23 protein-coding genes and 4 tRNA genes are annotated in these 24,764 nt (G+C 65.1%); 26 read left to right on the top strand and 1 reads right to left on the bottom strand.

Going from position 1 to position 24,764, the window contains the following annotated elements; translation table 11 throughout:
• The first annotated feature begins 19 nt into the window (after nucleotides 1-19).
• Together ON40_RS29385 and htpX are read left to right on the top strand one after the other, a co-directional pair.
• On the top strand, nucleotides 20-1,042 hold the full coding sequence (locus ON40_RS29385; RefSeq protein ID WP_040828415.1) for a polyprenyl synthetase family protein: 1,023 nt from the start codon (nucleotides 20-22) through the stop codon (nucleotides 1,040-1,042).
• Nucleotides 1,043-1,309: 267 nt separating this feature from the next.
• Entirely contained in the window at nucleotides 1,310-2,194 is an 885-nt protein-coding gene (gene htpX, locus ON40_RS29380) for a zinc metalloprotease HtpX (RefSeq protein ID WP_040828129.1), read from the top strand.
• Here the strand turns inward: htpX and ON40_RS29375 are convergent.
• Nucleotides 2,185-2,676, bottom strand: coding sequence for a YajQ family cyclic di-GMP-binding protein (locus tag ON40_RS29375; protein WP_040828128.1), 492 nt, complete (start codon nucleotides 2,674-2,676; stop codon nucleotides 2,185-2,187). The two genes, htpX and ON40_RS29375, sit on opposite strands and share 10 nt — an antisense overlap.
• 160 nt (nucleotides 2,677-2,836) lie before the next feature.
• On the opposite strand from ON40_RS29375, the gene ON40_RS29370 reads away from it, so the two are divergent.
• The 24 genes from ON40_RS29370 to rpoB all read left to right on the top strand — a co-directional run.
• Nucleotides 2,837-2,917, top strand: a tRNA-Tyr gene (locus tag ON40_RS29370).
• Nucleotides 2,918-3,120: 203 nt separating this feature from the next.
• Nucleotides 3,121-3,193: transfer RNA gene (locus tag ON40_RS29365), tRNA-Thr, on the top strand.
• A gap of 66 nt (nucleotides 3,194-3,259) precedes the next feature.
• Nucleotides 3,260-3,332, top strand: a tRNA-Met gene (locus tag ON40_RS29360).
• Between the two features lie 45 nt (nucleotides 3,333-3,377).
• Entirely contained in the window at nucleotides 3,378-3,548 is a 171-nt protein-coding gene (rpmG, locus tag ON40_RS29355) for a 50S ribosomal protein L33 (RefSeq protein WP_011211653.1), read from the top strand.
• Nucleotides 3,549-3,827: 279 nt separating this feature from the next.
• On the top strand, nucleotides 3,828-4,820 hold the full coding sequence (locus ON40_RS29350; protein ID WP_083896046.1) for a fused (3R)-hydroxyacyl-ACP dehydratase subunits HadA/HadB: 993 nt from the start codon (nucleotides 3,828-3,830) through the stop codon (nucleotides 4,818-4,820).
• A 238-nt stretch (nucleotides 4,821-5,058) separates the two neighbouring features.
• Nucleotides 5,059-5,131, top strand: a tRNA-Trp gene (locus ON40_RS29345).
• Nucleotides 5,132-5,161: 30 nt separating this feature from the next.
• Nucleotides 5,162-5,530, top strand: a complete 369-nt coding sequence (secE, locus tag ON40_RS29340; RefSeq protein WP_245568046.1) for a preprotein translocase subunit SecE — start codon at nucleotides 5,162-5,164, stop codon at nucleotides 5,528-5,530.
• A gap of 113 nt (nucleotides 5,531-5,643) precedes the next feature.
• Complete coding sequence (nusG, locus tag ON40_RS29335; protein ID WP_040828126.1) at nucleotides 5,644-6,414, top strand: transcription termination/antitermination protein NusG; 771 nt, start codon at nucleotides 5,644-5,646, stop codon at nucleotides 6,412-6,414.
• A 156-nt stretch (nucleotides 6,415-6,570) separates the two neighbouring features.
• Nucleotides 6,571-7,005 (top strand): 50S ribosomal protein L11, encoded by a 435-nt coding sequence (rplK, locus tag ON40_RS29330; RefSeq protein ID WP_040828125.1) that lies wholly within the window; start codon nucleotides 6,571-6,573, stop codon nucleotides 7,003-7,005.
• A gap of 73 nt (nucleotides 7,006-7,078) precedes the next feature.
• Entirely contained in the window at nucleotides 7,079-7,792 is a 714-nt protein-coding gene (gene rplA / locus ON40_RS29325; RefSeq protein ID WP_040828123.1) for a 50S ribosomal protein L1, read from the top strand.
• Nucleotides 7,793-8,159: 367 nt separating this feature from the next.
• Nucleotides 8,160-8,711: a 50S ribosomal protein L10 gene (rplJ, locus tag ON40_RS29320; protein ID WP_040828122.1), complete on the top strand. Its 552-nt coding sequence runs from the start codon at nucleotides 8,160-8,162 to the stop codon at nucleotides 8,709-8,711.
• A 59-nt stretch (nucleotides 8,712-8,770) separates the two neighbouring features.
• Nucleotides 8,771-9,151 carry a 50S ribosomal protein L7/L12 gene (gene rplL, locus ON40_RS29315; protein ID WP_040828120.1) on the top strand — a complete coding sequence of 127 codons (381 nt, stop codon included), beginning with the start codon at nucleotides 8,771-8,773 and terminating at the stop codon, nucleotides 9,149-9,151.
• Nucleotides 9,152-9,496: 345 nt separating this feature from the next.
• Nucleotides 9,497-10,573 carry an ABC transporter ATP-binding protein gene (locus ON40_RS29310; protein WP_040828119.1) on the top strand — a complete coding sequence of 359 codons (1,077 nt, stop codon included), beginning with the start codon at nucleotides 9,497-9,499 and terminating at the stop codon, nucleotides 10,571-10,573.
• A gap of 11 nt (nucleotides 10,574-10,584) precedes the next feature.
• Complete coding sequence (locus tag ON40_RS29305) at nucleotides 10,585-11,379, top strand: MlaE family ABC transporter permease (RefSeq protein WP_051193715.1); 795 nt, start codon at nucleotides 10,585-10,587, stop codon at nucleotides 11,377-11,379.
• 2 nt (nucleotides 11,380-11,381) lie between these two features.
• Complete coding sequence (locus ON40_RS29300) at nucleotides 11,382-12,239, top strand: MlaE family ABC transporter permease (protein WP_040828118.1); 858 nt, start codon at nucleotides 11,382-11,384, stop codon at nucleotides 12,237-12,239.
• Nucleotides 12,236-13,585: an MCE family protein gene (locus ON40_RS29295; protein ID WP_051193714.1), complete on the top strand. Its 1,350-nt coding sequence runs from the start codon at nucleotides 12,236-12,238 to the stop codon at nucleotides 13,583-13,585. The genes ON40_RS29300 and ON40_RS29295 overlap by 4 nt, the downstream gene beginning before the upstream one ends.
• A gap of 8 nt (nucleotides 13,586-13,593) precedes the next feature.
• A complete protein-coding gene (locus ON40_RS29290; protein ID WP_040828410.1) occupies nucleotides 13,594-14,661 on the top strand; it encodes an MCE family protein in 1,068 nt (355 codons plus the stop codon).
• The gene (locus ON40_RS29285) at nucleotides 14,661-15,671 is read left to right on the top strand and encodes an MCE family protein (protein ID WP_040828117.1); all 1,011 of its coding nucleotides are present in this window, start codon (nucleotides 14,661-14,663) and stop codon (nucleotides 15,669-15,671) included. The genes ON40_RS29290 and ON40_RS29285 overlap by 1 nt, the downstream gene beginning before the upstream one ends.
• Before the next feature lie 371 nt (nucleotides 15,672-16,042).
• Entirely contained in the window at nucleotides 16,043-17,281 is a 1,239-nt protein-coding gene (locus ON40_RS29280) for an MCE family protein (protein WP_040828409.1), read from the top strand.
• 11 nt (nucleotides 17,282-17,292) lie between these two features.
• On the top strand, nucleotides 17,293-18,498 hold the full coding sequence (locus tag ON40_RS29275) for an MCE family protein (RefSeq protein ID WP_040828407.1): 1,206 nt from the start codon (nucleotides 17,293-17,295) through the stop codon (nucleotides 18,496-18,498).
• Nucleotides 18,495-19,736, top strand: coding sequence for an MCE family protein (locus ON40_RS29270; protein ID WP_040828116.1), 1,242 nt, complete (start codon nucleotides 18,495-18,497; stop codon nucleotides 19,734-19,736). Before ON40_RS29275 ends, ON40_RS29270 begins: the two co-directional genes overlap by 4 nt.
• Nucleotides 19,737-19,788: 52 nt before the next feature.
• Entirely contained in the window at nucleotides 19,789-20,532 is a 744-nt protein-coding gene (locus tag ON40_RS29265; RefSeq protein ID WP_051193712.1) for a hypothetical protein, read from the top strand.
• A 13-nt stretch (nucleotides 20,533-20,545) separates the two neighbouring features.
• Complete coding sequence (locus ON40_RS29260) at nucleotides 20,546-21,289, top strand: hypothetical protein (RefSeq protein WP_040828115.1); 744 nt, start codon at nucleotides 20,546-20,548, stop codon at nucleotides 21,287-21,289.
• 392 nt (nucleotides 21,290-21,681) lie between these two features.
• On the top strand, nucleotides 21,682-24,764 hold a 3,083-nt coding region (gene rpoB / locus ON40_RS29255), incomplete at its 3' end, for a DNA-directed RNA polymerase subunit beta (protein ID WP_157186459.1).

Below are 24,764 nucleotides of genomic sequence, written 5' to 3'. Positions count from 1 at the left end.
CGCGGCATTGGGAGACGACATGAGTGCATCGGCGATCAGCGATGAGAGCACGGTGGTGGCCGGGGTTGATCTCGGCGACCACGAGCTCGCGTCGACCGTGCGCAACGGTCTGGTCGAAGTCGAGAAACTGCTGATCGCCGAGCTGTCCGACGGGGAGGAATTCCTGCAGGAGGCGGCGCTGCACCTGGCTCGCGCGGGCGGCAAGCGGTTCCGGCCGCTGTTCACCATCCTGACCGGGCAGTTGGGTCCGCGCCCGACCGATCCGGATCTGATCACCGCGGGCACCGTGATCGAACTGGTGCATCTGGCCACGCTCTACCACGACGACGTCATGGACGAGGCCCCGATGCGGCGCGGCGCGCCGAGCGTGAACTCGCGCTGGGGAAACAGCGTGGCCATCCTGTCCGGTGACTATCTGTTCGCGCACGCCTCGCGGCTGGTGTCCACCCTGGGGCCGGACGCGGTGCGGATCATCGCCGAGACCTTCGCCGAACTGGTCACCGGTCAGATGCGAGAGACGTTGGGCGCCAAGAAATCCCAGGACCCGGTCGAACACTACTTGCAGGTGGTGTGGGAGAAGACCGGATCGTTGATCGCCGCCTCGGGGCGTTTCGGCGGCACCTTCTCCGGTGCCGATCGCGAACACGTCGAACGCGTGGCCCGGCTCGGCGACCTGGTCGGCACCGCCTTCCAGATCTCCGACGACATCATCGACATCTCCTCGGCCGCCGAACAGTCCGGCAAGACACCGGGCACCGACCTGCGCGAGGGCGTGCACACCCTGCCCGTGCTGTACGCCCTGCGCGACGAGGGCGCCGAGGGCGACCGCCTGCGCACCCTGCTGGCCCGCCCCTTGCAGACCGACGACGAGGTCACCGAGGCCCTGGACCTGCTGTCCCGCTCCCGGGGCATGGTCCTGGCCAAGGAGAAACTGCAGGGCTACGCCGACCTCGCACACGCCGAACTCTCCGCGCTGCCCGCGGGCCCCGCCAACGCGGCCCTCGAGCGCCTGGTCCGCTACACCATCGAACGCTCTGTTTGATTTGCCTCCGCTTCGCTCCGGCGGTTTGCGGCGCCCGAAGGCTTACCGCCCGGCCCCGTGTCGGGCACTCGTTCCTCGCACCCGCCACGCGTCCGGGCGGCAAGCCGCGCCGCAAACACGGTGTCGGCGTCGTCCGGTGTCGGCGGAATGATCGGGTATCAGCGCGCCCGGACACACTGCTGCGGCCTGGAACTCTGGGTGGCCCCTGCTTCGTTGACCTGGTGTAACGGATAATGAGTGATGGGGTGCTGAGATGGAGGACCGGCCATGCACGGTGGGTACGCGAACGGGCTGAAGACGTTCGGCCTGATGGTCGGCATGTCGGCGCTGATCGTGTTCATCGGCGCGCTGTTCCGCAATCCCACGATCCTGGTGATCGCCATTCTGCTGGCCGTGGGCATGAACGCCTACGCCTACTTCAACAGCGACCGGCTGGCATTGCGGGCGATGCACGCGCAGCCGGTCTCCGAACTCGAGGCCCCGGTGATGTACCGGATCGTGCGCGAATTGGCGACCGCGGCACGTCAGCCCATGCCGCGGCTGTACATCAGCCCCACCGCCGCCCCCAATGCCTTCGCCACCGGCCGCAATCCCCGGCACGCCGCGGTCTGCTGCACCAGCGGCATCCTGCAGCTGCTCGACGAACGTGAGTTACGCGCGGTTCTGGGCCACGAACTCTCGCACGTGTACAACCGCGACATCCTGATCTCCTCGGTGGCCGGCGCCCTGGCCGCGGTGATCTCCGGCCTGGCCAATCTGGCCTTCTTCGCGGGCCTGGGCGGCGGCGGCAATCGCGACGGTGAAGGCCCGAACATCCTTGGCGTACTTCTGGTTTCGCTACTCGGCCCGATCGCGGCGACGCTGATCAAACTGGCCGTATCGCGGTCCCGGGAGTACCAGGCCGATCAGGACGGCGCCCAGCTCACCGGCGACCCGCTGGCCCTGGCCTCGGCCCTGCGCAAACTCGAACGCGGTGTGGCGGCGGCCCCGCTACCCCCCGAACCGCGGCTGACCGCCCAATCACACCTGATGATCGCCAACCCGTTCCGCCCCGGTGACCAGATGGCCCGCTGGTTCTCCACCCACCCCCCGATGGCCGAGCGGATAGCCCGCCTCGAACACATGGCGGGCGGCCCGAAGAACTATCGGTAGTTCACGAATTGCAGGGCCAGATCGAAATCGCTGCCCTTGAGCAGCGCGATGACGGCCTGCAGATCGTCCCGCTTCTTACTGCTCACCCGCAGCTCGTCGCCCTGGATCTGCGCCTTCACGCCCTTGGGGCCCTCGTCGCGGATCTTCTTGGCGATCTTCTTCGCATTCTCGGTGGAGATGCCCTGAATCAGGGATCCTGTGATCTTGTACACCTTTCCGGACGCCTGCGGCTCACCGGCGTCGAACGCCTTGAGCGAGATGTCGCGGCGGATCAGCTTCTCCTTGAACACGTCCAGCGCGGCCTTGACCCGGTCCTCGGACTCGGCGGACAGCACGATCTTCTCCTCGCCGGACCATTCGATGCTCGCGCCGGTGCCGCGGAAGTCGTATCGGGTCGAGAGCTCTTTGACCGTCTGGTTGAGGGCGTTGTCGACCTCCTGGTGATCGACCTTGCTGACGACGTCGAATGACGAATCGGCCACACTGCGCTCCTGTCTCGCGAATTCCGGCTTCGACGCTAGCGCCGCGGGCATCGCCCCGCCACTAGCCGCCGAGGGCCCGACGCTACCCCGCTGGCCTGCCGGTTTGCATCCAGGGGCCCTGATCGTTGTATTCTGCTCAGCGCGCTCACTCAGCGTGTTAGGCGGATTGCCCGAGCGGCCAAAGGGAGCTGACTGTAAATCAGCCGCGCAAGCTTCGGAGGTTCGAATCCTTCATCCGCCACACTCTCAGGGCCCTCTCCAATCGGAGAGGGCCCTGTTTTTGTTCGAGGGTGGTGTTCGGGCCGGGCGTTCCCTTCTCTGCGCGGGCTTGGAAAGTCGGCCCTGAGCTGCCGGTTTGGTAACTCGGCGGATGAGTGTGTAACCTCGTTCAAGGCTTCGGCGCCCCGGGTGCGAGCGATCGCGATCGGGAGCGCATGTAGTCATGCCCCCTTAGCTCAGTCGGCAGAGCGTTTCCATGGTAAGGAAAAGGTCAACGGTTCGATTCCGTTAGGGGGCTCGCCGGATTGCCGGTGGTGACCGACGGCATCTCCAGGGTCAGGCACCATCGCAAGCCGACCCTTATGGCGGTGTAGCTCAGTCGGTAGAGCAAACGACTCATAATCGTTGTGTCGCCGGTTCAAGTCCGGCCATCGCTACAAAGACCGATACCTCCGTCAGGTAGACCCGAAAGAAGGCATATCGTGGCCGCGAAGTCCACCGATGTCCGGCCAAAGATCACCTTGGCCTGCGAGCAGTGCAAGCACCGCAACTACATCACCAAGAAGAACCGGCGTAACGACCCGGATCGGCTGGAGCTGAAGAAGTTCTGCCCGAACTGCGGCACCCACCGGGCGCACCGCGAATCTCGCTGATACTCCACGCGTGCCACTGCCGCGTGCGACGTCGGTGAGGCCGCAGGAAGCTCATGTAGCTGCCAGGTCCCCGCGCATGTCGCAACTCGAGTCAGCCTTCAGTGCCGGAGCAGGGTGTGAACCCGCTCCGGCATTTGGTGTATCCGCGGCAGTGTGTGCTTCGGCAGATCCCGTAGCGGGGTCAGATAGGGACTTTCTTCCGTGACTACACAAGCCGGGACCACCGATACCGGGACCGATACCGTCGAGGATTTCGACCCGGCCGCGCACGCGCGCGATATGGTCGGCCACCACTACCGCGTGGACGACTACTACGAGGTCGGCCGCGAGAAGGTGCGCGAATACGCCCGCGCGGTGCAGGACTACCACCCGGTGCACTGGGACGAGGACGTCGCCCAGGAATACGGTTACGACGGTCTCGTCGCCCCGGTGACGTTCATCTCGCTGGTCGGCATCCTGGCTCAGCGCAAGCTGTTCGAGCAGGTCGTCACGGGTTACGACCTGAGCCAGATCATGCAGACCGACCAGATCCTGGAATTCCACCGGCCGATCAAGGTCGGCGATCAGCTGGTCTGCGACGTCTATCTGCACTCGTTCCGGCAGGCCTTCGGCGGCGACATCATCGTGACGAAGAACATCGTCACCTCGCGGGACGAATTGGTGCTCACCACGTACACCACCCTGGTCGGCCGCAGCGGCGGCGACGTCGACCCGAACATCTCCGAGGCCGTGCGCAACGTGCTGATGCACGGAATCGGCGAGGCTCCCGGGCATCACCCGCGCACCACTCCGCCGGTCAGCGAGCCGCCCGTGCCGGTCGCCACCCTGCCCGAACTGCCGGCCAGCACCCGCGCGGTGCGCTTCGAGGACGTCAGCGCCGGTGACGAACTGCCCGCGCGGGTGGTCCGGCTCACCCGTGGCGATCTGGTCAACTACGCCGGTGTCTCGGGCGATGCGAACCCGATCCACTGGAGCGACGAGATGGTCAAGCTCGCCGGTCTGGACAACGTGGTCGCGCACGGCATGCTCACCATGGGCCTGGGTGGCGGCTTCGTCACCTCCTGGCTGGGCGATCCGGGCGCGATCAAGGAGTACAACGTCCGGTTCACCAGCCCGGTCTACGTCGCGGCCGACGAGCCGGCCGAGATCGAGTACACCGGCAAGATCAAGTCGGTCGATCCCGAGACCCGCACCGCGGTGATCGCGATGGTCGCCAAGTCCGCCGGACGCAAGATCTTCGGTCGTGCGACGGCCACCGTGCAGTTGGCGTGAGCCGCGCACGCTGCGCGGATCGGGCGGTGGAGGTGACCGCCGGGCCCGGATTGGCGGTGCGAGGGGGGCGTACCGTACACTCGGGAATCTGGGGTCACCAGCCGCTGCGCGCTGCTCCGAAGGGCCCGGTTCCGGGCGGATTTCCGCCGGTGCCGGAACACTGCAGGGGTGGCGCGCGTGTTGTGTGGCTACCCGGGTACAACTGAACAGCACCGTGCTGGATCGAGAGTCCAGCCGAAGGGGTGTAGCTCAATTGGCAGAGCAGCGGTCTCCAAAACCGCAGGTTGCAGGTTCAAGTCCTGTCACCCCTGCAAGGATGCCAGCGACGAGAGAGGATCGACGTGTCCGATGACGATGACACCCGCGCGGTGAGTCGTCCGACCGGCAAACGGTCGTCTCGGCGAGCTCGTTCCGGTTTTTCGGATCACGAGACGGGCTCTGTCGCGACGATCGAGCGGGACGACGCGGGATCGCGCAAGACGTCCAAGCCTTCCGGTAAGAAGAAGGCCGGTGGTACGGGCAATCCGCTGAAACGCTTGGTGAAGTTCCTGAAAGAGGTTGTTCAGGAACTGCGCAAGGTGATCTGGCCCAACCGCAAGCAGATGGTCACCTATACGACGGTGGTCCTGGTGTTCGTGATCTTCACGGTCGGGTTCATCTTCTTGTTGGATATCGCGTTCAACCAGGGCGTCAACTGGCTGTTCGGCTAGTCGGCCGTCGGCGCCGGTGACCGGTCCCAGCGCATGGGCGCGGATGTCATCTGCGGTGAATCGACGTCCGGAACGCAGAGGAAGTTAGTGACGACACAGGAAGCGAGTGCCCAGTGAGCACCCCGGAGAACGGCACAACCGAGGAATTCCCGGTCGACGACGTGGCTGAAGAGATCGCCGCGCCGGAGGTCGAGGAGTCCGCGGATTCCGCGCCGATCGCGGAGTCCGCCCCTGGTGACGCGCCTGTCGACGAGGAAGTCGATCCCGTCGCCGCGATGAAGGCCGCGCTGCGCCGCGCACCCGGTGACTGGTACGTCATCCACTCCTATGCCGGTTACGAGAACAAGGTCAAGGCCAACCTCGAGACCCGCGTGCAGAACCTCGGACTCGAGGACTACATCTTCCAGGTCGAGGTCCCGACCGAGCAGGTCACCGAGATCAAGAACGGTCAGCGCAAGAACGTGCAGCGCAAGGTGCTGCCCGGCTACATCCTGGTCCGGATGGACCTCAACGACGAGTCGTGGGGCGCGGTTCGCAACACCCCCGGCGTCACCGGATTCGTCGGCGCCACCTCGCGTCCGTCGCCGCTGTCCATCAACGACGTGGTGAAGTTCCTGGTCCCCGCCGACCAGCAGCAGAAGAAGCCCGCCGCCGCGGCCGCCGCCAGCACCGAGGCCGCCGCCGCCGAGCCGCTGACCAAGCCCACCATCGAGGTCGACTTCGAGGTCGGCGAGTCGGTCACCGTGATGGACGGCCCGTTCGCCACGCTCCCGGCCAGCATTTCCGAGGTCAACGCCGAGCAGCAGAAGCTCAAGGTGCTGGTGTCGATCTTCGGTCGCGAAACTCCGGTCGAGCTCGCGTTCACGCAGGTCGCGAAGATCTGAGTCGGCCGGGGGCGATTTCGGGCCCCCGACGGCGTTCGACTACACTTGCCGGGTTGCGCCCCGGCCGACCGTATTTCGTCGTGCGGTCGATTCTTCCGGGGCGTCATCCGGAGAAGGCTTACGGGAATCCGTAGGAACCCTAACCAAGGAAGAAAGATGCCCCCCAAGAAGAAGAAGGTCGCCGGGCTCATCAAGCTCCAGATCCAGGCCGGTGCGGCCAACCCCGCGCCGCCGGTCGGTCCCGCGCTGGGTCAGCACGGCGTCAACATCATGGAGTTCTGCAAGGCGTACAACGCGGCGACCGAGTCGCAGCGCGGCAACGTCATCCCGGTCGAGATCACGGTCTACGAAGACCGCTCGTTCGACTTCAAGCTGAAGACCCCGCCTGCCGCCAAGCTGCTGCTCAAGGCCGCCGGTGTGCAGAAGGGTTCGCCCGAGCCGCACCGTAACAAGGTCGCCACGGTCTCCATGGACCAGATCCGTGAGATCGCCAAGACCAAGCAGGAAGACCTGAACGCCAACGACATCGACGCCGCGGCGAAGATCATCGCGGGCACCGCCCGTTCGATGGGGATCACCGTCTCGGACTAGTCGCGGCGCTCGCGCAGTGGGAGGGATGGCCAGTCCCGCTACCACTTCTGACTCCAGAACAGGACAGATAATCATGGCAAAACGAAGCAAGGCATATCTCGAGGCGGCCGCCAAGGTCGACCGCTCCGCGCTGTACTCCCCGCTGACCGCCGCGCGGCTGGCGAAGGAGACCTCCACCAAGAAGACCGACGCCACCGTCGAGGTCGCCGTGCGCCTGGGTGTCGACCCGCGCAAGGCCGACCAGATGGTCCGCGGCACCGTCAACCTGCCGCACGGCACCGGTAAGACCGCTCGCGTCATCGTGTTCGCGGTCGGCGACAAGGCCGCCGAGGCCGAGGCCGCCGGTGCGGACGCCGTGGGCGCCGAGGATCTGATCGAGCGCATCCAGGGCGGCTGGCTGGACTTCGACGCCGCGATCGCCACCCCGGACCAGATGGCCAAGGTCGGCCGCATCGCGCGTGTCCTGGGTCCGCGTGGTCTGATGCCGAACCCGAAGACGGGCACGGTCACCCCCGATGTGACCAAGGCCGTCAACGACATCAAGGGCGGCAAGATCAACTTCCGCGTCGACAAGCAGGCCAACCTGCACTTCGTGATCGGCAAAGCGTCCTTCGACGACGCCAAGCTGGTGGAGAACTACGGCGCCGCGCTCGAGGAGATCCTGCGTGTGAAGCCCTCGACCGCGAAGGGCCGCTACGTCAAGAAGGTGACGATTTCGACGAACACCGGTCCGGGCATCCCGGTGGATCCGAACCGCACCCGCAACCTCACCGAAGAGGACGCGTAGTAGCACGCTGAATCATCAACGGCCGGTACGGATTTCCGTACCGGCCGTTGGCGTTTTGGCTGGTGGGCAGGTCTCTGCTACGCTGGTCGACGGTCGCTGACCAGTTCAGTGATCACCCCCAATCGTTCTACCGAAGACCGTTGGTCGCTGTCGGTGCTCGTTCGAGTGCAGGTAGCTGAAGGTCCGGCGATATTGCCGGCGGCCCACGCAGGGAGAGCCGAGGTCGGGAAGCCGTGAGTCCCCAGGGATTCGCGATGTTTCTTGTGCGCCCCGGAACGCTCTGCGTCCGGGGCGTTTGTTTTATCGCCGGCCCTCGCGGTGTTCGGTCGTTCATTTACGAACCGATACCCCTGAGAGGAGGCGAAGTATGGCAATCCAGTGGAAGCACGACCAGGTCGAAGAGATCACCAAGCAGTTCCAGGACGCGACCGCCACCGTGATCACGGAATACCGTGGCCTGTCCGTCGGTAAGCTCACCGAGCTGCGGCGTGCCCTCGGCGACAACGCCACGTACTCCGTCGCCAAGAACACCCTCGTCAAGCGCGCTGCCGCCGACGCGGGCGTCGAGGGCCTGGACGAGCTGTTCGTCGGGCCGACCGCGATCACCTTCATCCACGGTGAGCCGGTCGACGCCGCCAAGGCGCTGAAGACCTTCGCCAAGGACAACAAGGCGCTGGTCATCAAGGGCGGGTACATGGACGGCGCGCCGCTGTCCGTGACCGAGGTCGAGAAGATCGCCGACCTGGAGTCCCGCGAGGTGCTGCTGGCCAAGCTGGCCGGTGCCATGAAGGGCAACCTCACCAAGGCCGCGGGCCTGTTCGCCGCGCCCGCCGGACAGGTCGCGCGCCTGTTCGCCGCGCTCGAGGACAAGCAGCGTGCCGCCGGTGGCGAATCGGCTCCGGCCGATGCTGCCGAATAACCAACCACCCCAACACTTTTCCCGCCTGTGCGGGGAGACCCCACTGAAAGGAGGCCATCATGGCCAACGTTGACGAGCTGCTGGAGACCATCGGCGGCATGACCCTGCTCGAGCTGTCGGACTTCGTCAAGAAGTTCGAGGAGAAGTTCGAGGTCACCGCTGCTGCTCCGGTCGCCGTGGCCGCCGTTGCCGGCGGTGCTGCCCCGGCCGAGGCCGCCGAGGAGCAGGACGAGTTCGACGTCGTGCTCGAGGGCGCCGGTGACAAGAAGATCCAGGTCATCAAGGTCGTGCGTGAGATCGTCTCGGGCCTGGGCCTGAAGGAGGCCAAGGACCTCGTCGAGTCCGCGCCGAAGCCGATCCTGGAGAAGGTCGCCAAGGACGCCGCCGAGGCCGCCAAGGCCAAGCTGGAAGAGGCCGGCGCCAAGGTCTCCGTCAAGTAATTCAGTTACTGACGCGTCGAGCGGGCGGTTCCCCGAGGGGGAACCGCCCGCTCTGCTTTCCGTCCGGCCCCACCCCGGGCGAGCCGCGGCGCGCCCGGGGTGGGGCATTGGACCGGAAAGCGGTTTTCCCAGGTGGGGAAGTTTGCCGGAATAAACCGGAACGTATTACTTCTTACTCTCCGGTAGGGAGGGATGGGAATGCCGGTTTACATGCGATACAGTGGCCGCACCCAGTGTGACGCGTCACATCGTGCTGTGTTGTATCGGCCCAGCGCTGGAGCGGTTTCGGCCGAGCAGTGACACGGCACGGGACCGCTCGTTGCAAAGAATTATGTGGAGGTTGGCGTGGGCGTCGAGGTCCGGACCGAAGGTGTCACCAAATCCTTCGGCTCTCAGCGTATTTGGCAGGATGTCACACTGACTCTGCCCACGGGGGAAGTCAGCGCGCTGCTCGGCCCCTCCGGTACCGGTAAGTCCGTATTCCTGAAGTCGTTGATCGGTTTGCTGCGCCCGGAGCGTGGTTCGATCTTCATCGACGGCACGGACATCACCACTTGCTCCAACAAGGAGCTGTACGAGATCCGTAAGCTGTTCGGCGTCCTGTTCCAGGACGGCGCGTTGTTCGGGTCGATGAACCTGTTCGACAACACCGCGTTCCCGCTGCGGGAGCACACCAAGAAGAGCGAATCCGAGATCAAGAAGATCGTCATGGAGAAGCTCGAGCTCACGGGTCTGCTCGGCGCGGAATCCAAGCTGCCCGGCGAGATCTCCGGTGGTATGCGCAAGCGCGCCGGTCTGGCTCGCGCTCTGGTGCTGGATCCGCAGATCATCCTCGTGGACGAGCCGGACTCGGGTCTGGACCCGGTCCGCACCACCTATCTGTCGCAGCTGCTGATCGATATCAACGCGCAGATCGACGCGACGATCCTGATCGTCACGCACAACATCAACCTGGCCCGTACCGTGCCGGACAACATCGGCATGCTGTTCCGCCGCCAGCTGGTCATGTTCGGCCCGCGCGAGGTGCTGCTGACGTCGGAGGAGCCGGTGGTGAAGCAGTTCCTCAACGGCCGCATGGTCGGTCCGATCGGTATGTCCGAGGAGAAGGACGAGGCGCAGATGGCTCGCGAGCAGGCGCTCGCGGAGGCCGGTCACTACGACAACGGCACCGAAGAGGTCGAGGGCATCATCCCGCAGATGAAGGCCACGCCCGGTATGCCCGTGCGCCAGGCCGTGGAACGCCGCCGTCGTCGCGTTCTGGAGATCATGCACACCCTGCCGCATCAGGCCCAGGTGGCGATCCAGGAATCGATGCAGGAGAACGGTGATACACAAGTTCTCCCGGCCTATTCGGGTAACCCTCAGGATTACCCAGGCAACGCGTACGACACCACCGCGCGACAAAACCCAACCAACGGGTAACATACGCTCCCGTGAATCTAACCCTGACGCGGCTGCGCACCCCGGTCGAGTCGGGTTTTGCTCAGGCGGGCAATATCTTTGCGCTGCTCATCAGCGTTGCGCGTAAGACATTCGTCCGGCCGTTCCAGTGGCGCGAGTTCATCGAACAGTCGTGGTTCATCGCGAGTGTGTCGATCCTGCCCGCGTCCCTGGTGGCAATCCCGTTCGGTGCCGTCGTGGCGTTGCAGACCGGTTCACTGATCAAGCAACTCGGCGCTGAGTCCTTCACCGGCGCAACCAGTGTGCTGGCCACCGTCCAACAGGCCGCGCCCGTCGTCACCGCGCTCATCATCGCCGGTGCGGCGGGTTCGGCCGTCGCCGCGGATCTGGGCTCGCGGACCATCCGCGAGGAGATCGACGCCATGGAGGTGCTGGGCATCGACCCGGTACAGCGCCTGGTGGTTCCTCGTGTGCTGGGCATGATGCTGGTCGCCCTGCTGCTCAACGGCCTGGTTTCGGTCGTCGGCATCTGTGGTGGCTATTTCTTCAACGTGATGTTGCAGGGCGGTACGCCGGGCGCGTATCTGGCATCGTTCTCCGCGCTGGCACAGCTGCCGGACCTGTGGATCGGTGAGATCAAGGCGTTGTTGTTCGGCCTGCTCGCGGGTGTCATCGCCGCGTACAAGGGGTTGAGTCCGAAGGGGGGACCGAAAGGAGTGGGTGACGCGGTGAATCAATCCGTGGTGATCACCTTCCTGGTGCTCTTCTTCGTCAATCTCCTGCTGACGTTGGTGTACCTGCAGATCGTTCCCGCCAAGGGATCCTGACCATGGTTGTTTCGCAGCGATCCTCCAAGAATTTACGCCGGATCGGCGGTGCCCTACGGGGTCCCGTCGCTGTCATCGACCGCGCCGGCGACCAGATGTCCTTCTATTCCAAGGCGATCGCCTGGATTCCGCGCACCGTCGTGCACTACCGCAAGGAGGTCATGCGGCTGTTGGCCGAGGTGACCTTCGGTTCGGGTGCGCTGGCGGTCATCGGCGGAACCATCGGCGTTGTCGTGATGATGTCGGCCTCGGTCGGTGTGGTGGTCGGCCTACAGGGCTACAAAGCCCTCGACGCCCTGGGGTCCTCGGTGCTCACCGGATTCCTCACCGGTTACATCAACACCCGCGAGTTGGCCCCGCTGGTCGCGGCGCTGGCGTTGTCCGCGACGGTCGGGTGTGGTTTCACCGCGCAATTGGGTGCGATGCGGATCTCCGAGGAGATCGACGCGCTCGAGGTGATGGCGGTGCCGGGGGTGCCGTTCCTGGTCACCACGCGCGTGATCGCCGGATTCGTCGCGGTGATTCCGCTCTACATCGTCGGTCTGCTGGGCACATTCGTGGCCTCACGGCAGATCAGCGTGTGGTTCGAGGGGCAATCAACAGGCTCCTACGACCACTATTTCAATTTGTTCCTGCCACCTCAGGACGTGTTGTATTCGTTCCTCAAGGTGCTGATATTCGCGTTCGTGATCATCCTGATCCACTGCTACTACGGGTTCAACGCCTCCGGCGGCCCGGCGGGCGTGGGCGTGGCGGTGGGCCGCGCGGTCCGCGCCTCGATCGTGTTGATCAACATTCTCGATTTCTTTCTGAGTCTGGCCATCTGGGGGACGACGACCACAGTGCGAGTAGCCGGATGAGCGCGGCCGGAATTCAGTTCTGGCGGTCTACGGAGAAATTGCGCACGCGCACGCTCGGTGTGCTGTTCTTCGTGGTGATGGCCCTGTTCCTGGGCACGACGATCGCTATGTACAACAAGACGTTCACCCCAGTGGTGAAGGTCGATCTGATCACCGACACCGTCGGAAACGCCTTGACGCGCAACGCCGATGTGAAGGTGCGCGGCATCACCGTCGGCGAGGTCCGGTCGAGCCAGCCGCAGGGCAGCAAGGTCACTCTGCATCTGGCGCTGGATCCGGGCAAGGCGAAGGAGATTCCGTCCAACGTCACCGCGCGGCTGCTGCCCAAGACGTTGTTCGGTGAGCGGTACGTAGATCTGGTCTGGCCGCAGGATCCGAGCGGGCATCTGACCGCGGGACAGACCTTGCACCAGGACGCCAGCGGTAACGCCATCGAGGTCAGCCAGCTGCTGGACAGCGTGCTGCCGCTGCTGCAGGCGATTCCGCCGCAGTATCTGGCCTCCACGCTGGGTGCGCTGTCGCAGGCCCTCGGCGGACAGGGCGAGGAGCTCGGGCATACGGTGGACCGGCTGGACACGGTCTTCCGCGGGCTCAACGGCGTCATGCCGACCCTGCAGGACGACATCCACAACTTCGCCACGGTCGCGGACACCTATGCCGACGCGCTGCCGCAGCTGGTCGACACGTTCAACGATCTGCGCACGCTCAATGCGACGATCGTGCAGAAGCGTTCGCAGATCGACACGCTGTACTCGGTGCTGACCCCGACCTCCTCGCGGCTGGCCAATTTCCTGGTGGCCAACCACGACAACATCATCGACGTGGCCGCGGATTCGCGAGAGGCGTTGCAACTGCTGGCCACCTATTCCCCCGAATATGCCTGCACCATGCGGAATTTCGCGCAGCAGAAGCCGCGGATCGACCAGATCTTCGGTAAGGGAACCGATCTGCCCGGCTCGCGGGTGTCGATCAAACTGGTCAATCCGCGCGGCCGGTACCTGCCGAATCAGGACGAGCCGCGCTGGTTCGACACCCGTCCGCCGGTGTGTTTCCCGGAGTATCCGCTGGGCACCGACGCTGGTCAGTATCCGACCGGTTCGGCCAACGACGGTTCGTATCAGCCGCCGACCCGCAATCCGGGCAAGCAGAACATCGGCCAACTGCCGCCGGCGCAGTTCTCGGTCTTCGGCGCGCAGTCGACCTCGCTGGCAGGTTCGCCGTCCGAGGAGCATGCGCTGGGCGCGATCTACGGCGCGGCGAACGGGGTTTCGCCGGACCAGGTGCCCAGCTGGGTGAGCCGCATCGGCGCGCCCGCGCTGCGTGGAAGTGAGGTGAGTGTGAAGTGAAGGCCGCACTGCGCGGACTGGGTGGGCCGCTGACCAAACTTCTCATCTTCGTCGTGGTCACCGTTCTGCTGACGATCGTGCTCGGGTTGACCATCGCCAACTATTCCGGCGGCGGCACCGGGTTCAAGGCGCGTTTCAGCGATGTGACCTCGCTCAATCCGGGCGACGAGGTGCGCATCGCGGGTGTGCGCGTGGGCAAGGTCACCAAGGTGTCGGTCGTGGATCACGACCAGGCGATGGTGAATTTCGAACTGACCGACCGCGATTGGCTGCCCGCCTCGGTGACCGCGACCATCCGTTACCGGAATCTGGTCGGGCAGCGGTACATTTCGCTCGAGCAGGGCACCGGCCTGCAGGGTCGGAAGCTGAACGCGGGCGGCACGATCGGCCTGGACCACACGCGTCCGGCGCTGAATCTGACGACGCTGTTCAACGGGTTCCGCCCGCTGTTCCAGACGTTGACCGCGGATGATGTGAACAAGTTGTCCTACGAGATCATCCAGGTGTTCCAGGGTGAGAAGGGCACCATCAGCGATCTGGTGAGCAATACCGCCAGCCTGACCAACAAGATCGCCGACAAGGACGCGGTGATCGGTCAGATCGTCAAGAACCTCAACGCGATTCTGGATTCGGTGAACAAGAAGGACGGCGCGCTCAACGATCTGATCGTCAACACCGAGGCGCTGGTGAGCGGACTGAACGCCGAACGCGGCACGATCGGCTCGGCGGTCAGCTCGCTGGGCAACCTGGCCTCGGCCACGGCGGATCTGCTGGTGCCGACGGTGCCGACGCTGCAGGGTTCGATCGCGGGATTGAACCAGCTCACCGGCACACTGAACGACCGATCGCCCGAGGTGAACGAGGCGCTGACGAATCTGCCGATCAAGATGGAGAAACTGGGTCGCGCCGCGAGTTACGGCTCCTGGTTCCAGTTCTATCTGTGCGGTATCGACATCGTCGCGGGTCCGGGGATGAAGGACGGTCAGAATCTGAACCTCCCGGCGAATATGCCGACGGTGAATCAGCCGGTCTACACCAATCCCGCGCCGCGGTGCCATGGGAAGGGTGGTCGCTGATGGATGAGCGCAAGCTCCTGGGCCAGCGCAGCCCCGCGTTCATGGGTGCGCTCGGACTTTTCCTGGTGCTGTTGATCGCGGTATCGACGTTCTACCTGGACCGGTTGCCGATCATCGGCGCGGGCACCAAGTACACCGCCGAATTCTCCGAGGCCGCCGGGCTGAAGAAGGGGAACGAGGTGCGCATCGCTGGGGTCAAGGTCGGTGATGTGACCGACGTCGGGCTGGACGGCGATCGAGTTCTGGTCTCCTTCCGCACCAAGGACGCCTGGATCGGGGACGACACCACCGCGTCGATCCAGATCAAGACGGTGCTCGGGCAGAAATATCTGGCCCTGGATCCCAAGGGCACCCATCCGGCGAATCCGTCCAAGCGGATTCCGTTGTCGCGCACGGTTTCTCCCTACGACGTGACCGAGGCGTTCCAGGACGCCGGGAAGAGTCTCGAGCAGACCGATACCGCGCAGCTGGCCAAGAGCATGCAGGTGCTCTCGGACGCGTTCTCCGAGACCCCGCCGGATATCCGCAGCTCGATCGACGGCGTCGCGCGACTGTCCGAGACCCTCGCCAAACGCGACGAGCAGCTCAAGCAGCTGTTCGCGGCCACCAACAAGACCACCAAGGTGCTCGCCGACCGCAATGTCCAGTTCGAACGGCTGCTCGCCAACGGCGGTCAACTGCTGGCCGAGCTGAACGTTCGCCAGCAGGCGATCGCACAGCTGTTGACCGGCGCGAAAACCATTGCGGCGGAACTGACCACGCTGGTGCACGACAACGAGCAACAGATCGGCCCGGCGCTGACCAACCTGCAGAAGTCCATCGACATGCTCAACGACAACCAGCAGAACATCTCCAAGACGCTGACGTTGGCCGCGCCGTTCTACGGGCTCTACTCCAACGTTCTGGGTAACGGCCGCTGGTTCGACGCGGTCATCGTCAACCTGATTCCCCCGGCGCTGCCGGACGTCCCGGGCAACCGTCCGCCCATCCGGAACATGGGAGGCCGCTGATGGAACCCGAGTTCGGGAACGATTCCCCGACCGAGAAGTTCCCCGCGCAGAAGCCGGAGGGGAAACAGGTTGCGGGAGGCGGCGATTCGCCGACCGAGCAGCTGCCCGTGCAGAAGCCCGCGGCGAAAGATGCTGTGAACGAAGGGGATTCCCCGACCGAGCAGATTCCGGTTCAGTCGTCGGAGGCTTCGGCGACTGAAGCCGGTGGGGCTGGACGCGGGTCGTCCGAGGCCGCGTCGTCGAAGGCAGCCGGATCCTCCGGGGCTGCCGCCGGTGCCACGAGCGCGGCGTCGGGTGGGTCCTCCGGGGCTGCCGCGTCGTCGGGCGGCAGCGGATCCGGCGGTGGGCGTCATCGTGATCCGCTGACCACCCTGCGCGAATCCGGCCGTCCCACCAAGATTCTCATCTCCCTGGTAACCGTGGTGGCGGTCGTGCTGGCCGGGGTGGTGTGGTGGCTGTTCAACAGTTTCGACACCACCCGGATCACCGCGTACTTCGACAAGTCGATCGGCATCTACCAGGGTTCGGACGTGCGCATCCTGGGTGTGCCGGTGGGCAAGGTGGATTCGATCACCCCGATGGGCGATCGGGTGAAGGTCGTCATGTCGGTCGACCGGAAGTACGACATCCCGGCGGACGCCTCGGCCGCGCAGATCACCCCCTCGGTGGTCTCGGACCGCTACATCCAGCTCAGCCCGGTCTACAAGGGCGGGCCGAAGATGGCCCGCGAAGCGACCATCCCCAAGGAGCGCACCGCGACCCCGGTCGAGGTGGACCGGCTCTACAAGTCCATCGCGCAACTGTCCGACGAACTGGGGCCCAACGGCGCCAACAAGAACGGCGCGGTCAACCAGCTGGTCGAGACGGGTGCGAAGAATCTGGCCGGTAACGGTGACGCGCTGTCCAACAGCCTCACCCAGCTCTCGCACGCGGCCAGTTATCTGTCCGATGCGCGCGGTGACATCTTCGGCACGATCAAGAATCTGCAGATCTTCGTGCACACTCTGGCGGTGAACGATGCGCAGGTCCGGCAGTTCAATACGCAGCTCGCGGATCTGGCCGGATTCCTCTCGGGGGAGCGGCACGATCTGGGGCAGGCGCTGAATCTGCTGTCGGTGGCGCTCGGGGACGTGGCCCGGTTCATCGACGACAACCGGGAACTGGTCGCGAGCAACGCCGCGTCGCTGACCAAGCTGACCCAGACCCTGGCCGATCAGCGCAACGACGTGGCCAATCTGCTGCCGGTGCTGCCGCTGGCGCTGAGCAACCTGATCAACGTGCACAACGGTGAGACCGGCACCCTGGACATGCGGGCCAACTTCACCGATCTGCAGAATCCGTTCGGCACGATCTGCAAGATGCTCGATCTGGGGCAGCTGCGTCCGGGTGATCCGAAGTTCGACGCGATCAGCCGTCAGCTGCGGCCGATCCTGGACAAGTGCAAGACCATCACCGACCAGATCAAATCGGGTGTGACGACGCCGACGCTGAACCTGCCGTTCGGCATCCTGAGCGGTGAGAACCTGCAGCGCGCGCCGGTGCCGGGCACCGTGCCCGGGACGCCGTCGAATCAGCAGCCGCCCTCGCAGAAGCCGGGAGGCCAGAAGTGAAGCCGCTCAAGATGGCCTGTGCCGCAACGGTTCTGGGCGTCACGACGCTGCTGGTGAGTTCCTGTGGTTCGGCGGGGATCTACAGCGTTCCGCTGCCCGGCGGCGCGAACGTCGGCGATCATCCGTTGCATCTGGACATCCGGTTCGACGACGTGCTGGACCTGGTGCCGCAGTCCGCGGTGAAGGTGGACGGCATCCCCGTCGGCCGCGTCGACAAGATCGAGGTCGCACCCGACGGCTGGACCGCGAGTGTGCGTGCCGTGGTGAACAATTCGGTGAAACTGCCCTCGAACGCACATGCCGAGGTGAAGCAGACGAATCTGCTGGGTGAGAAGTTCATCGAACTGACTTCGCCGCCGTCGGGCGCGTCCGACAAGCCGCTGCACGACGGCGAGGTCATCCCGGTGCAGAACACCCAGCACGCCACCGAGGTGGAGCAGGTGCTGGGCGCATTGTCGTTGCTGCTCAACGGTGGTGGCGTCGCGCAGTTGCAGCCGATCGTCACCGAGTTGAACAAGACCCTCGGTGGTCGTGAGGACAAGGTCCGCTCGCTGCTGAACCAGACCGACACCCTGATCAAGGGGCTGAACGACCAGGTCGGCGATATCCAGCACGCGCTGGACGGACTCGGCACGTTGTCCGAGCGGGTGGGGCAGCAGAACGATCAGATCGCCAAGATCCTGGACGAGCTGCCCGCGGGTATCCACATCCTGGACCAGCAGCGTCCCGAGCTGATCGGGCTGTTGAAGCAGCTGAACCGGGTCGGGCAAGCCGGTATCTCGGTGCTGGACAAGTCCAAGGACAACCTGATCAACGATCTGGTCGCACTGCGCCCGACCCTGCAGGAATTGGGTCGCTCCGCACCGGATCTGGTGACCGCGTTCCCGCTGATCCCGACCTATCCGTTCCCCGACGAGGCGATCAAATCCGAATTCGGCGGCTCGGTGAACACCTGGCTGTCGGTGGATCTGCAGATCGGCACCATGTTGAAGGGCCTGGGTGTGGGTGAGCCCAATCCGGTGTACATCCCGCCGAAGTGGGGTCGTCCGGTGCCGGTCGATCCGACCAACCCCTATTACAACGGCAACGGCCCGAGGCCGGGCTGGCCCACGGTCTCGCTGCTTCCGCTGCCGCCGACCGTGGTGGCTCCCGCCAACGCCAAGCCGGGTGATCCGATCGGCTCGATTCTGAATCAGTTGGGAGTGAAGCCGAGATGAGCAAACTCGTCCGCTATCAGCTGATCGCGTTCGGCCTGATCGCCGTGCTCGGCGTGGTGTTCGTCGGTGCGAAATACGTTCACCTGGACCACATGCTGGGTTTCGGCCAGTACCAGGTGAAGTTGAAGATGCAGACCACCGGTGATGTGTCAAAGGGATCGGAGGTCACCTATCGCGGTGTTCCGGTCGGCACCGTCGGCGAGCAGGACATCACTCCGGACGGTGTGGTCATCTACCTGCAGCTGGATTCGGGTAAACCGAAGGTGCCCGCGAACGCGAAGGCGGTCGTGGCCAACCGGTCGGCGATCGGTGAGCAGTACGTGGATCTGGTGCCCTCCAGTGAGGGGGGCCCGTATCTGCGGGACGGTTCGATCATCGTCGGCGGCCAGACGCCGCTTCCGGTGCAGGACCTGTTGGCGAGTGTGAACACCCTGGCCAGCACCACGGATCTGAAGGCGTTGAGCACGACGGTCACCGAACTGGGCAAGGCGTTCGACGGGCAGGGCGACAATCTGCGCATCCTGATCGATTCGCTGAACAAGTTCTCCGTGACCGGGCTGGACGCACTGCCGCAGACGGTGGATCTGATCAAGGACGCGCAGACGGTCCTGCAGACCCAGGTCGATCAGGGTGGGGATATCCGGCAGTTCAGCGATGGCCTGGACAAGGTGGCCGCCCAGCTGCGCGCCAACGATCCCGATATCCGCCGCTTGATCGGCACCGGCGCCGACGCCGGTAACTCGATCGGCAAACTGCTGCAGGAGAGCGGTGATCCGCTGACCAAGGATCTGGCGAATCTGCGGACGGTACTGCTGGCGGTCTCGCCGAAGTACTTCGGGCTCAAACCACTGCTGCAGATGTTGCCGCTGTTGTCGATCGGCGGTTCGGCCACCGCGCCGGGAGACGGGACCACGCACTTCGGGCTGGTGCTGGAAACCAACAATCCGCCGGCCTGTACTCTCGGGTACGAGGGCACGCAGAAGATTCTCGCGCAGATGAAGGCGAAGAATCCGAACTTCGATGACACCCGCGACGATTTCCCGTTCAACAAGGACGCGAAATGCGCTGTGCCGCAAGGTAATCCGACGGACGTGCGGGGCGGAGCCCGAGCCGAACTGGCCGATCCGAGTGTTCCACAGCCGTGGGACAACAAGCCCAAGACCGATCCGGACAAGTTGAACCTGAACCCGGTCGCCACCCAGCTGGCCACTCTCATCGGGGTGACCCCGAAGCGGTGATGGCCGAGCAGGGGTGGCGAGTCCGGGAAAATAACGACGCTAGGGTGTCGCTGTGAGTACTGATCTGTCCAACGCCGCGCCGGAAGCTGCGCAGACGCCGTCGGAAGAGGCCGACTCGAAGGTTGCTGACGGCTCGTACGAGGTAACCGCCCAGATATTTCCGCTCCGGACGGTGGTGACCTGTGTGGCCGCCGTCTGGCTGGTCGCGGCGGTGGTGGCGGCGGCCTGGTTCGGCGTCGGGTGGGTGCGCGCCGGATTCTTCACCGACGCGCCCCGCGCCCAGGCCCGCGACAGCGCGCTGGACGCCGCGCGGCAGGCGGCGCTGAACCTGAGCTCGATGAATCCCGACGACGTCGAGGGCTCGATCAAGCTGATGCAGTCCTCGATGACCGGGCAGATGCTCGACGAGTTCAACCAGAACCACGACCGCATCAAGCAGACCGCGCAAGAGTCCAAGACCAGGCTGGACGCCAAGATCCTCGGTGCCTCGCTGACCTCGCTGGACAGCGAGCGGGACAAGGCCGCGGCGATCGTGGTCGTGCAGCAGACGCAGACCGCGCCGAATGTGCCGGTGCAGTCGTTCCGGGCCACCTGGACCCTGGACCTGTCGAAGGTCGGCGGCCTGTGGAAGACCGATCAGGCCAACTCGCTGGGACAGCTGGTTCCGCTGGACAACGCAGGTTCGACCGCGTCGCCGCAGCAGGCCGCGCCCTCGGCCCAACCGGGTCCGGCCACGCCGGCCCCCGCACCGAGCGGTACTCCCGCACCCGCGCCGCAGAGCCAACCGGGTTCGTAGGAGGTACCCGTCAATGACTTCACGTCGTCCCGTCAACAAGATCTCCTCGCGGATGCGGCCCGCGGCACGTGCCGCGGAGAACACCACCCGCAAGCGGACCTCCCGCGTCACGGCCGGTTCGTCGCGGCCCGATTCGTCTGCGGGTAACGCTGCGAGCAAGGCGTCCAAAGCGAAGGTCGCCGGCGGCCGGGCCGCCGGATCCGCGGCCGATGCGGGGCCCTCGTTCCGGCTGCCGCGGGTCACGCTGCCTTCACTGCCGCGCTTGCGCGCGACGGGCTGGGGAATGGGCGTCGGCATGCTGGTGGGCGCGGTCGTGCTGACCGCGTTCGCCGTGGTCGCGTTCCTGCGGCCGGGCGTGGACGACGGGAACGCGGCGTTCGTGGACACCGCGGCCACCCAGCAGGTCACCGCCGCCGCCGACAACGCGCTCAAGACGATCTACTCCTACGACGTCAAGAACATCGACGGCTACAAGGACACGGTCCACAAGGTGGTCACCGGAAAGATGCTGGGCGATTTCGACAAGTTCGCCGACACCACCGTCACGGCGGTGAAACAGGCCCAGTCGACCGCCACGGCGACGCCCGATCCGATCGGTGTGACTTTGCTCACCGATGATCGCGCCGAGCTTTTGGTAGATCTCACAGTGGCCGCGACCAAGAGCGGCGTGCCGCAGGAGAGTGCCTCGGGTCCGATCGTGCTGCGCATGCAGAAGATCAACGGGCACTGGCTGGCCAGCGAAATCGCCGACCGCTGAGTCTTCCCGAATCGAGGAACCGCTGTTCAGGGCCGGATTATCGATGTCGAACGTTGTCCTGATCGCGTGAAGGTCCAGCGCCCCAGTGGATCTCGCGGGTACCGGGGCGGCCCCGCCACTTGACGAGTTACGTCCGAACCGTCACGCTATTCACAACAGCGGCAGCTGTCACAGGGTCCAGGACTCGGAGTGTGCAGGCAGCCGCCGACCCTGACGCAGCCAGCGAATACGGGTACGGCGCGCCGATACGCCGAAGCTGGGCCTTGGTGGTACTTTGACACCCCTGCTTCGGGGGTGTACGTTTGGACTTTGCGCTGGCTGCCTCCTGTCCACACCTTTGATCGCACACTACGAAAGTTCCACCGTCAGGTGTTACTTCCGTTGTCTGCTGTATGGGGCTCGTTCGGGTTGTGACCAGCGGGAATCTCACACAACGAAGCAGACAAGCGACGGTCGCAGGCCCACCGTGCGACTCGCGTGAGGTGCTGGAAGGACGCATCTTGGCAGTCTCCACCCAGACCAAGGCCGGTATCCCCGGAGCCCCGAAGCGGGTGTCTTTCGCGAAGATCCGCGAGCCTCTCGAGGTTCCGGGGCTTCTCGATCTACAAACCGATTCGTTCGCCTGGTTGGTCGGCTCCCCGCAGTGGCGGGAGAAGGCGATCGCCCGTGGTGAGGTCACCCCGTATGGCGGGCTCGAGGAGGTGCTCGAGGAGCTCTCGCCGATCGAGGACTTCTCCGGATCCATGTCCCTTTCCTTCTCCGATCCGCGCTTCGAAGAGGTCAAGGCCTCCATCGAGGAGTGCAAGGACAAGGACATGACCTACGCGGCGCCGCTGTTCGTCACCGCGGAGTTCATCAACAACAACACCGGTGAGATCAAGTCCCAGACGGTCTTCATGGGTGACTTCCCGATGATGACCGACAAGGGCACGTTCATCATCAACGGCACCGAGCGTGTGGTCGTCTCGCAGCTGGTGCGTTCACCGGGCGTGTACTTCGACGAGTCCATCGACAAAACCACCGAGAAGACGCTGCACAGCGTGCGCGTCATCCCGAGCCGTGGCGCGTGGCTGGAGTTCGACGTCGACAAGCGCGACACCGTCGGTGTCCGCATCGATCGCAAGCGTCGTCAGCCGGTCACCGTGCTGCTCAAGGCGTTGGGACTCACCGCCGAGGAGATCACCGAGCGTTTCGGTTTCTCCGAGATCATGATGTCCACCCTGGAGAAGGACAACACCGCCGGTCAGGACGAGGCGCTGCTGGACATCTACCGCAAGCTGCGTCCGGGCGAGCCGCCGACCAAGGAGTCGGCGCAGACCCTGCTGGAGAACCTGTTCTTCAAGGACAAGCGCTACGACCTGGCTCGTGTGGGTCGCTACAAGATCAACAAGAAGCTGGGCCTGAACCTGGATGTCCCGGTCACCGGCTCGACGCTGACCAGGGAAGACATTGTCGCCACCATCGAGTACCTGGTGCGCCTGCACCAGGGCGATCGGACGATGACGGCCCCGCAGGGTGCCGAGGTCCCGGTGAACGTGGACGATATCGACCACTTCGGCAACCGTCGTCTGCGTACCGTGGGCGAGCTGATCCAGAACCAGATCCGGGTCGGCCTCTCGCGTATGGAGCGCGTCGTGCGCGAGCGCATGACCACTCAGGACGTCGAGGCGATCACCCCGCAGACCCTGATCAACATCCGCCCGGTCGTGGCGGCGATCAAGGAGTTCTTCGGCACTTCGCAGCTGTCGCAGTTCATGGACCAGAACAACCCGCTCTCGGGTCTGACCCACAAGCGTCGTCTCTCGGCGCTGGGCCCGGGTGGTCTGTCCCGTGAGCGCGCCGGCCTGGAAGTGCGCGACGTGCACCCCTCGCACTACGGCCGCATGTGCCCGATCGAGACCCCGGAAGGCCCGAACATCGGCCTGATCGGTTCGCTGTCGGTGTACGCGCGGGTCAACCCGTTCGGTTTCATCGAGACCCCGTACCGCAAGGTCGAGGACGGCCGCGTCACCGATGAGGTCAAGTACCTCACCGCCGACGAGGAGGACCGTGAGGTCCGCGCCCAGGCCAACTCGCCGGTCGCCGCCGACGGCACCTTCCTCGAGGACCGGGTGCTCGCGCGCCGCGGCAACGAGGAGATGGAGTACGTGGCCCCGACCGAGGTCACGTACATGGACGTCTCGCCGCGCCAGATGGTGTCGGTCGCGACCGCCATGATTCCGTTCCTCGAGCACGACGACGCCAACCGTGCCCTCATGGGCGCGAACATGCAGCGCCAGGCCGTGCCGCTGATCCGTTCCGAGTCGCCGCTGGTCGGCACCGGTATGGAGCTGCGCGCCGCGGTGGACGCCGGCGACGTCGTGGTGAACGAGAAGCCCGGTGTGGTGGAAGAGGTTTCGGCCGACTACGTCACCGTGATGCACGATGACGGCACTCGCCGCAGCTACCGGATGCGCAAGTTCAACCGTTCCAACCAGGGCACCTGCTCCAACCAGCGTCCGATCGTGGACGAGGGTCAGCGGGTGGAGCACGGCCAGGTCCTGGCCGACGGCCCCTGCACCGAGAACGGTGAGATGGCGCTGGGCAAGAACCTGCTCGTCGCGATCATGCCGTGGGAAGGCCACAACTACGAGGACGCGATCATCCTGTCGCAGCGCCTCGTGGAAGAGGACGTCCTGACCTCGATCCACATCGAGGAGCACGAGATCGATGCCCGCGACACCAAGCTCGGTGCGGAGGAGATCACCCGCGACATCCCGAACGTCTCCGACGAGGTCCTGGCCGATCTCGACGAGCGTGGCATCGTGCGTATCGGTGCGGAGGTTCGTGACGGTGACATCCTGGTCGGCAAGGTCACTCCGAAGGGTGAGACCGAGCTGACTCCGGAGGAGCGGCTGCTGCGTGCGATCTTCGGTGAGAAGGCGCGCGAGGTGCGCGACACCTCGCTGAAGGTGCCGCACGGTGAGTCCGGCAAGGTCATCGGTATCCGGGTGTTCTCGCGTGATGACGACGACGATCTGCCTCCCGGTGTGAACGAGCTGGTGCGCGTGTACGTGGCGCAGAAGCGCAAGATCCAGGACGGCGACAAGCTGGCGGGTCGGCACGGTAACAAGGGCGTCATCGGCAAGATCCTGCCGAAGGAGGACATGCCGTTCCTGCCCGACGGGACTCCGGTCGACATCATCCTGAACACGCACGGTGTGCCGCGTCGTATGAACATCGGCCAGGTGCTCGAAACCCATCTGGGTTGGATCGCCAAGGCCGGCTGGCATGTCGAGGGCTCCGATACGGACAGCATGCCCGAGTGGGCGCAGGCGCTGCCGGAGGAGATGTGGGGTCAGGAAGCCGACACCAACATCGCCACCCCGGTGTTCGATGGCGCCCGCGAGGAGGAGCTGACCGGTCTGCTCGGTTCGACCCTGCCCAACCGCGACGGCGAGACCATGGTCAACGCCGACGGTAAGGCGGTCCTGCT

Source organism: Nocardia jiangxiensis NBRC 101359 (assembly GCF_000308615.1).
Taxonomy (GTDB): domain Bacteria; phylum Actinomycetota; class Actinomycetes; order Mycobacteriales; family Mycobacteriaceae; genus Nocardia; species Nocardia jiangxiensis.
The sequence above is the reverse complement of the archived record's forward strand: the minus strand, read 5'-3'. Positions and strand labels throughout refer to the sequence as shown.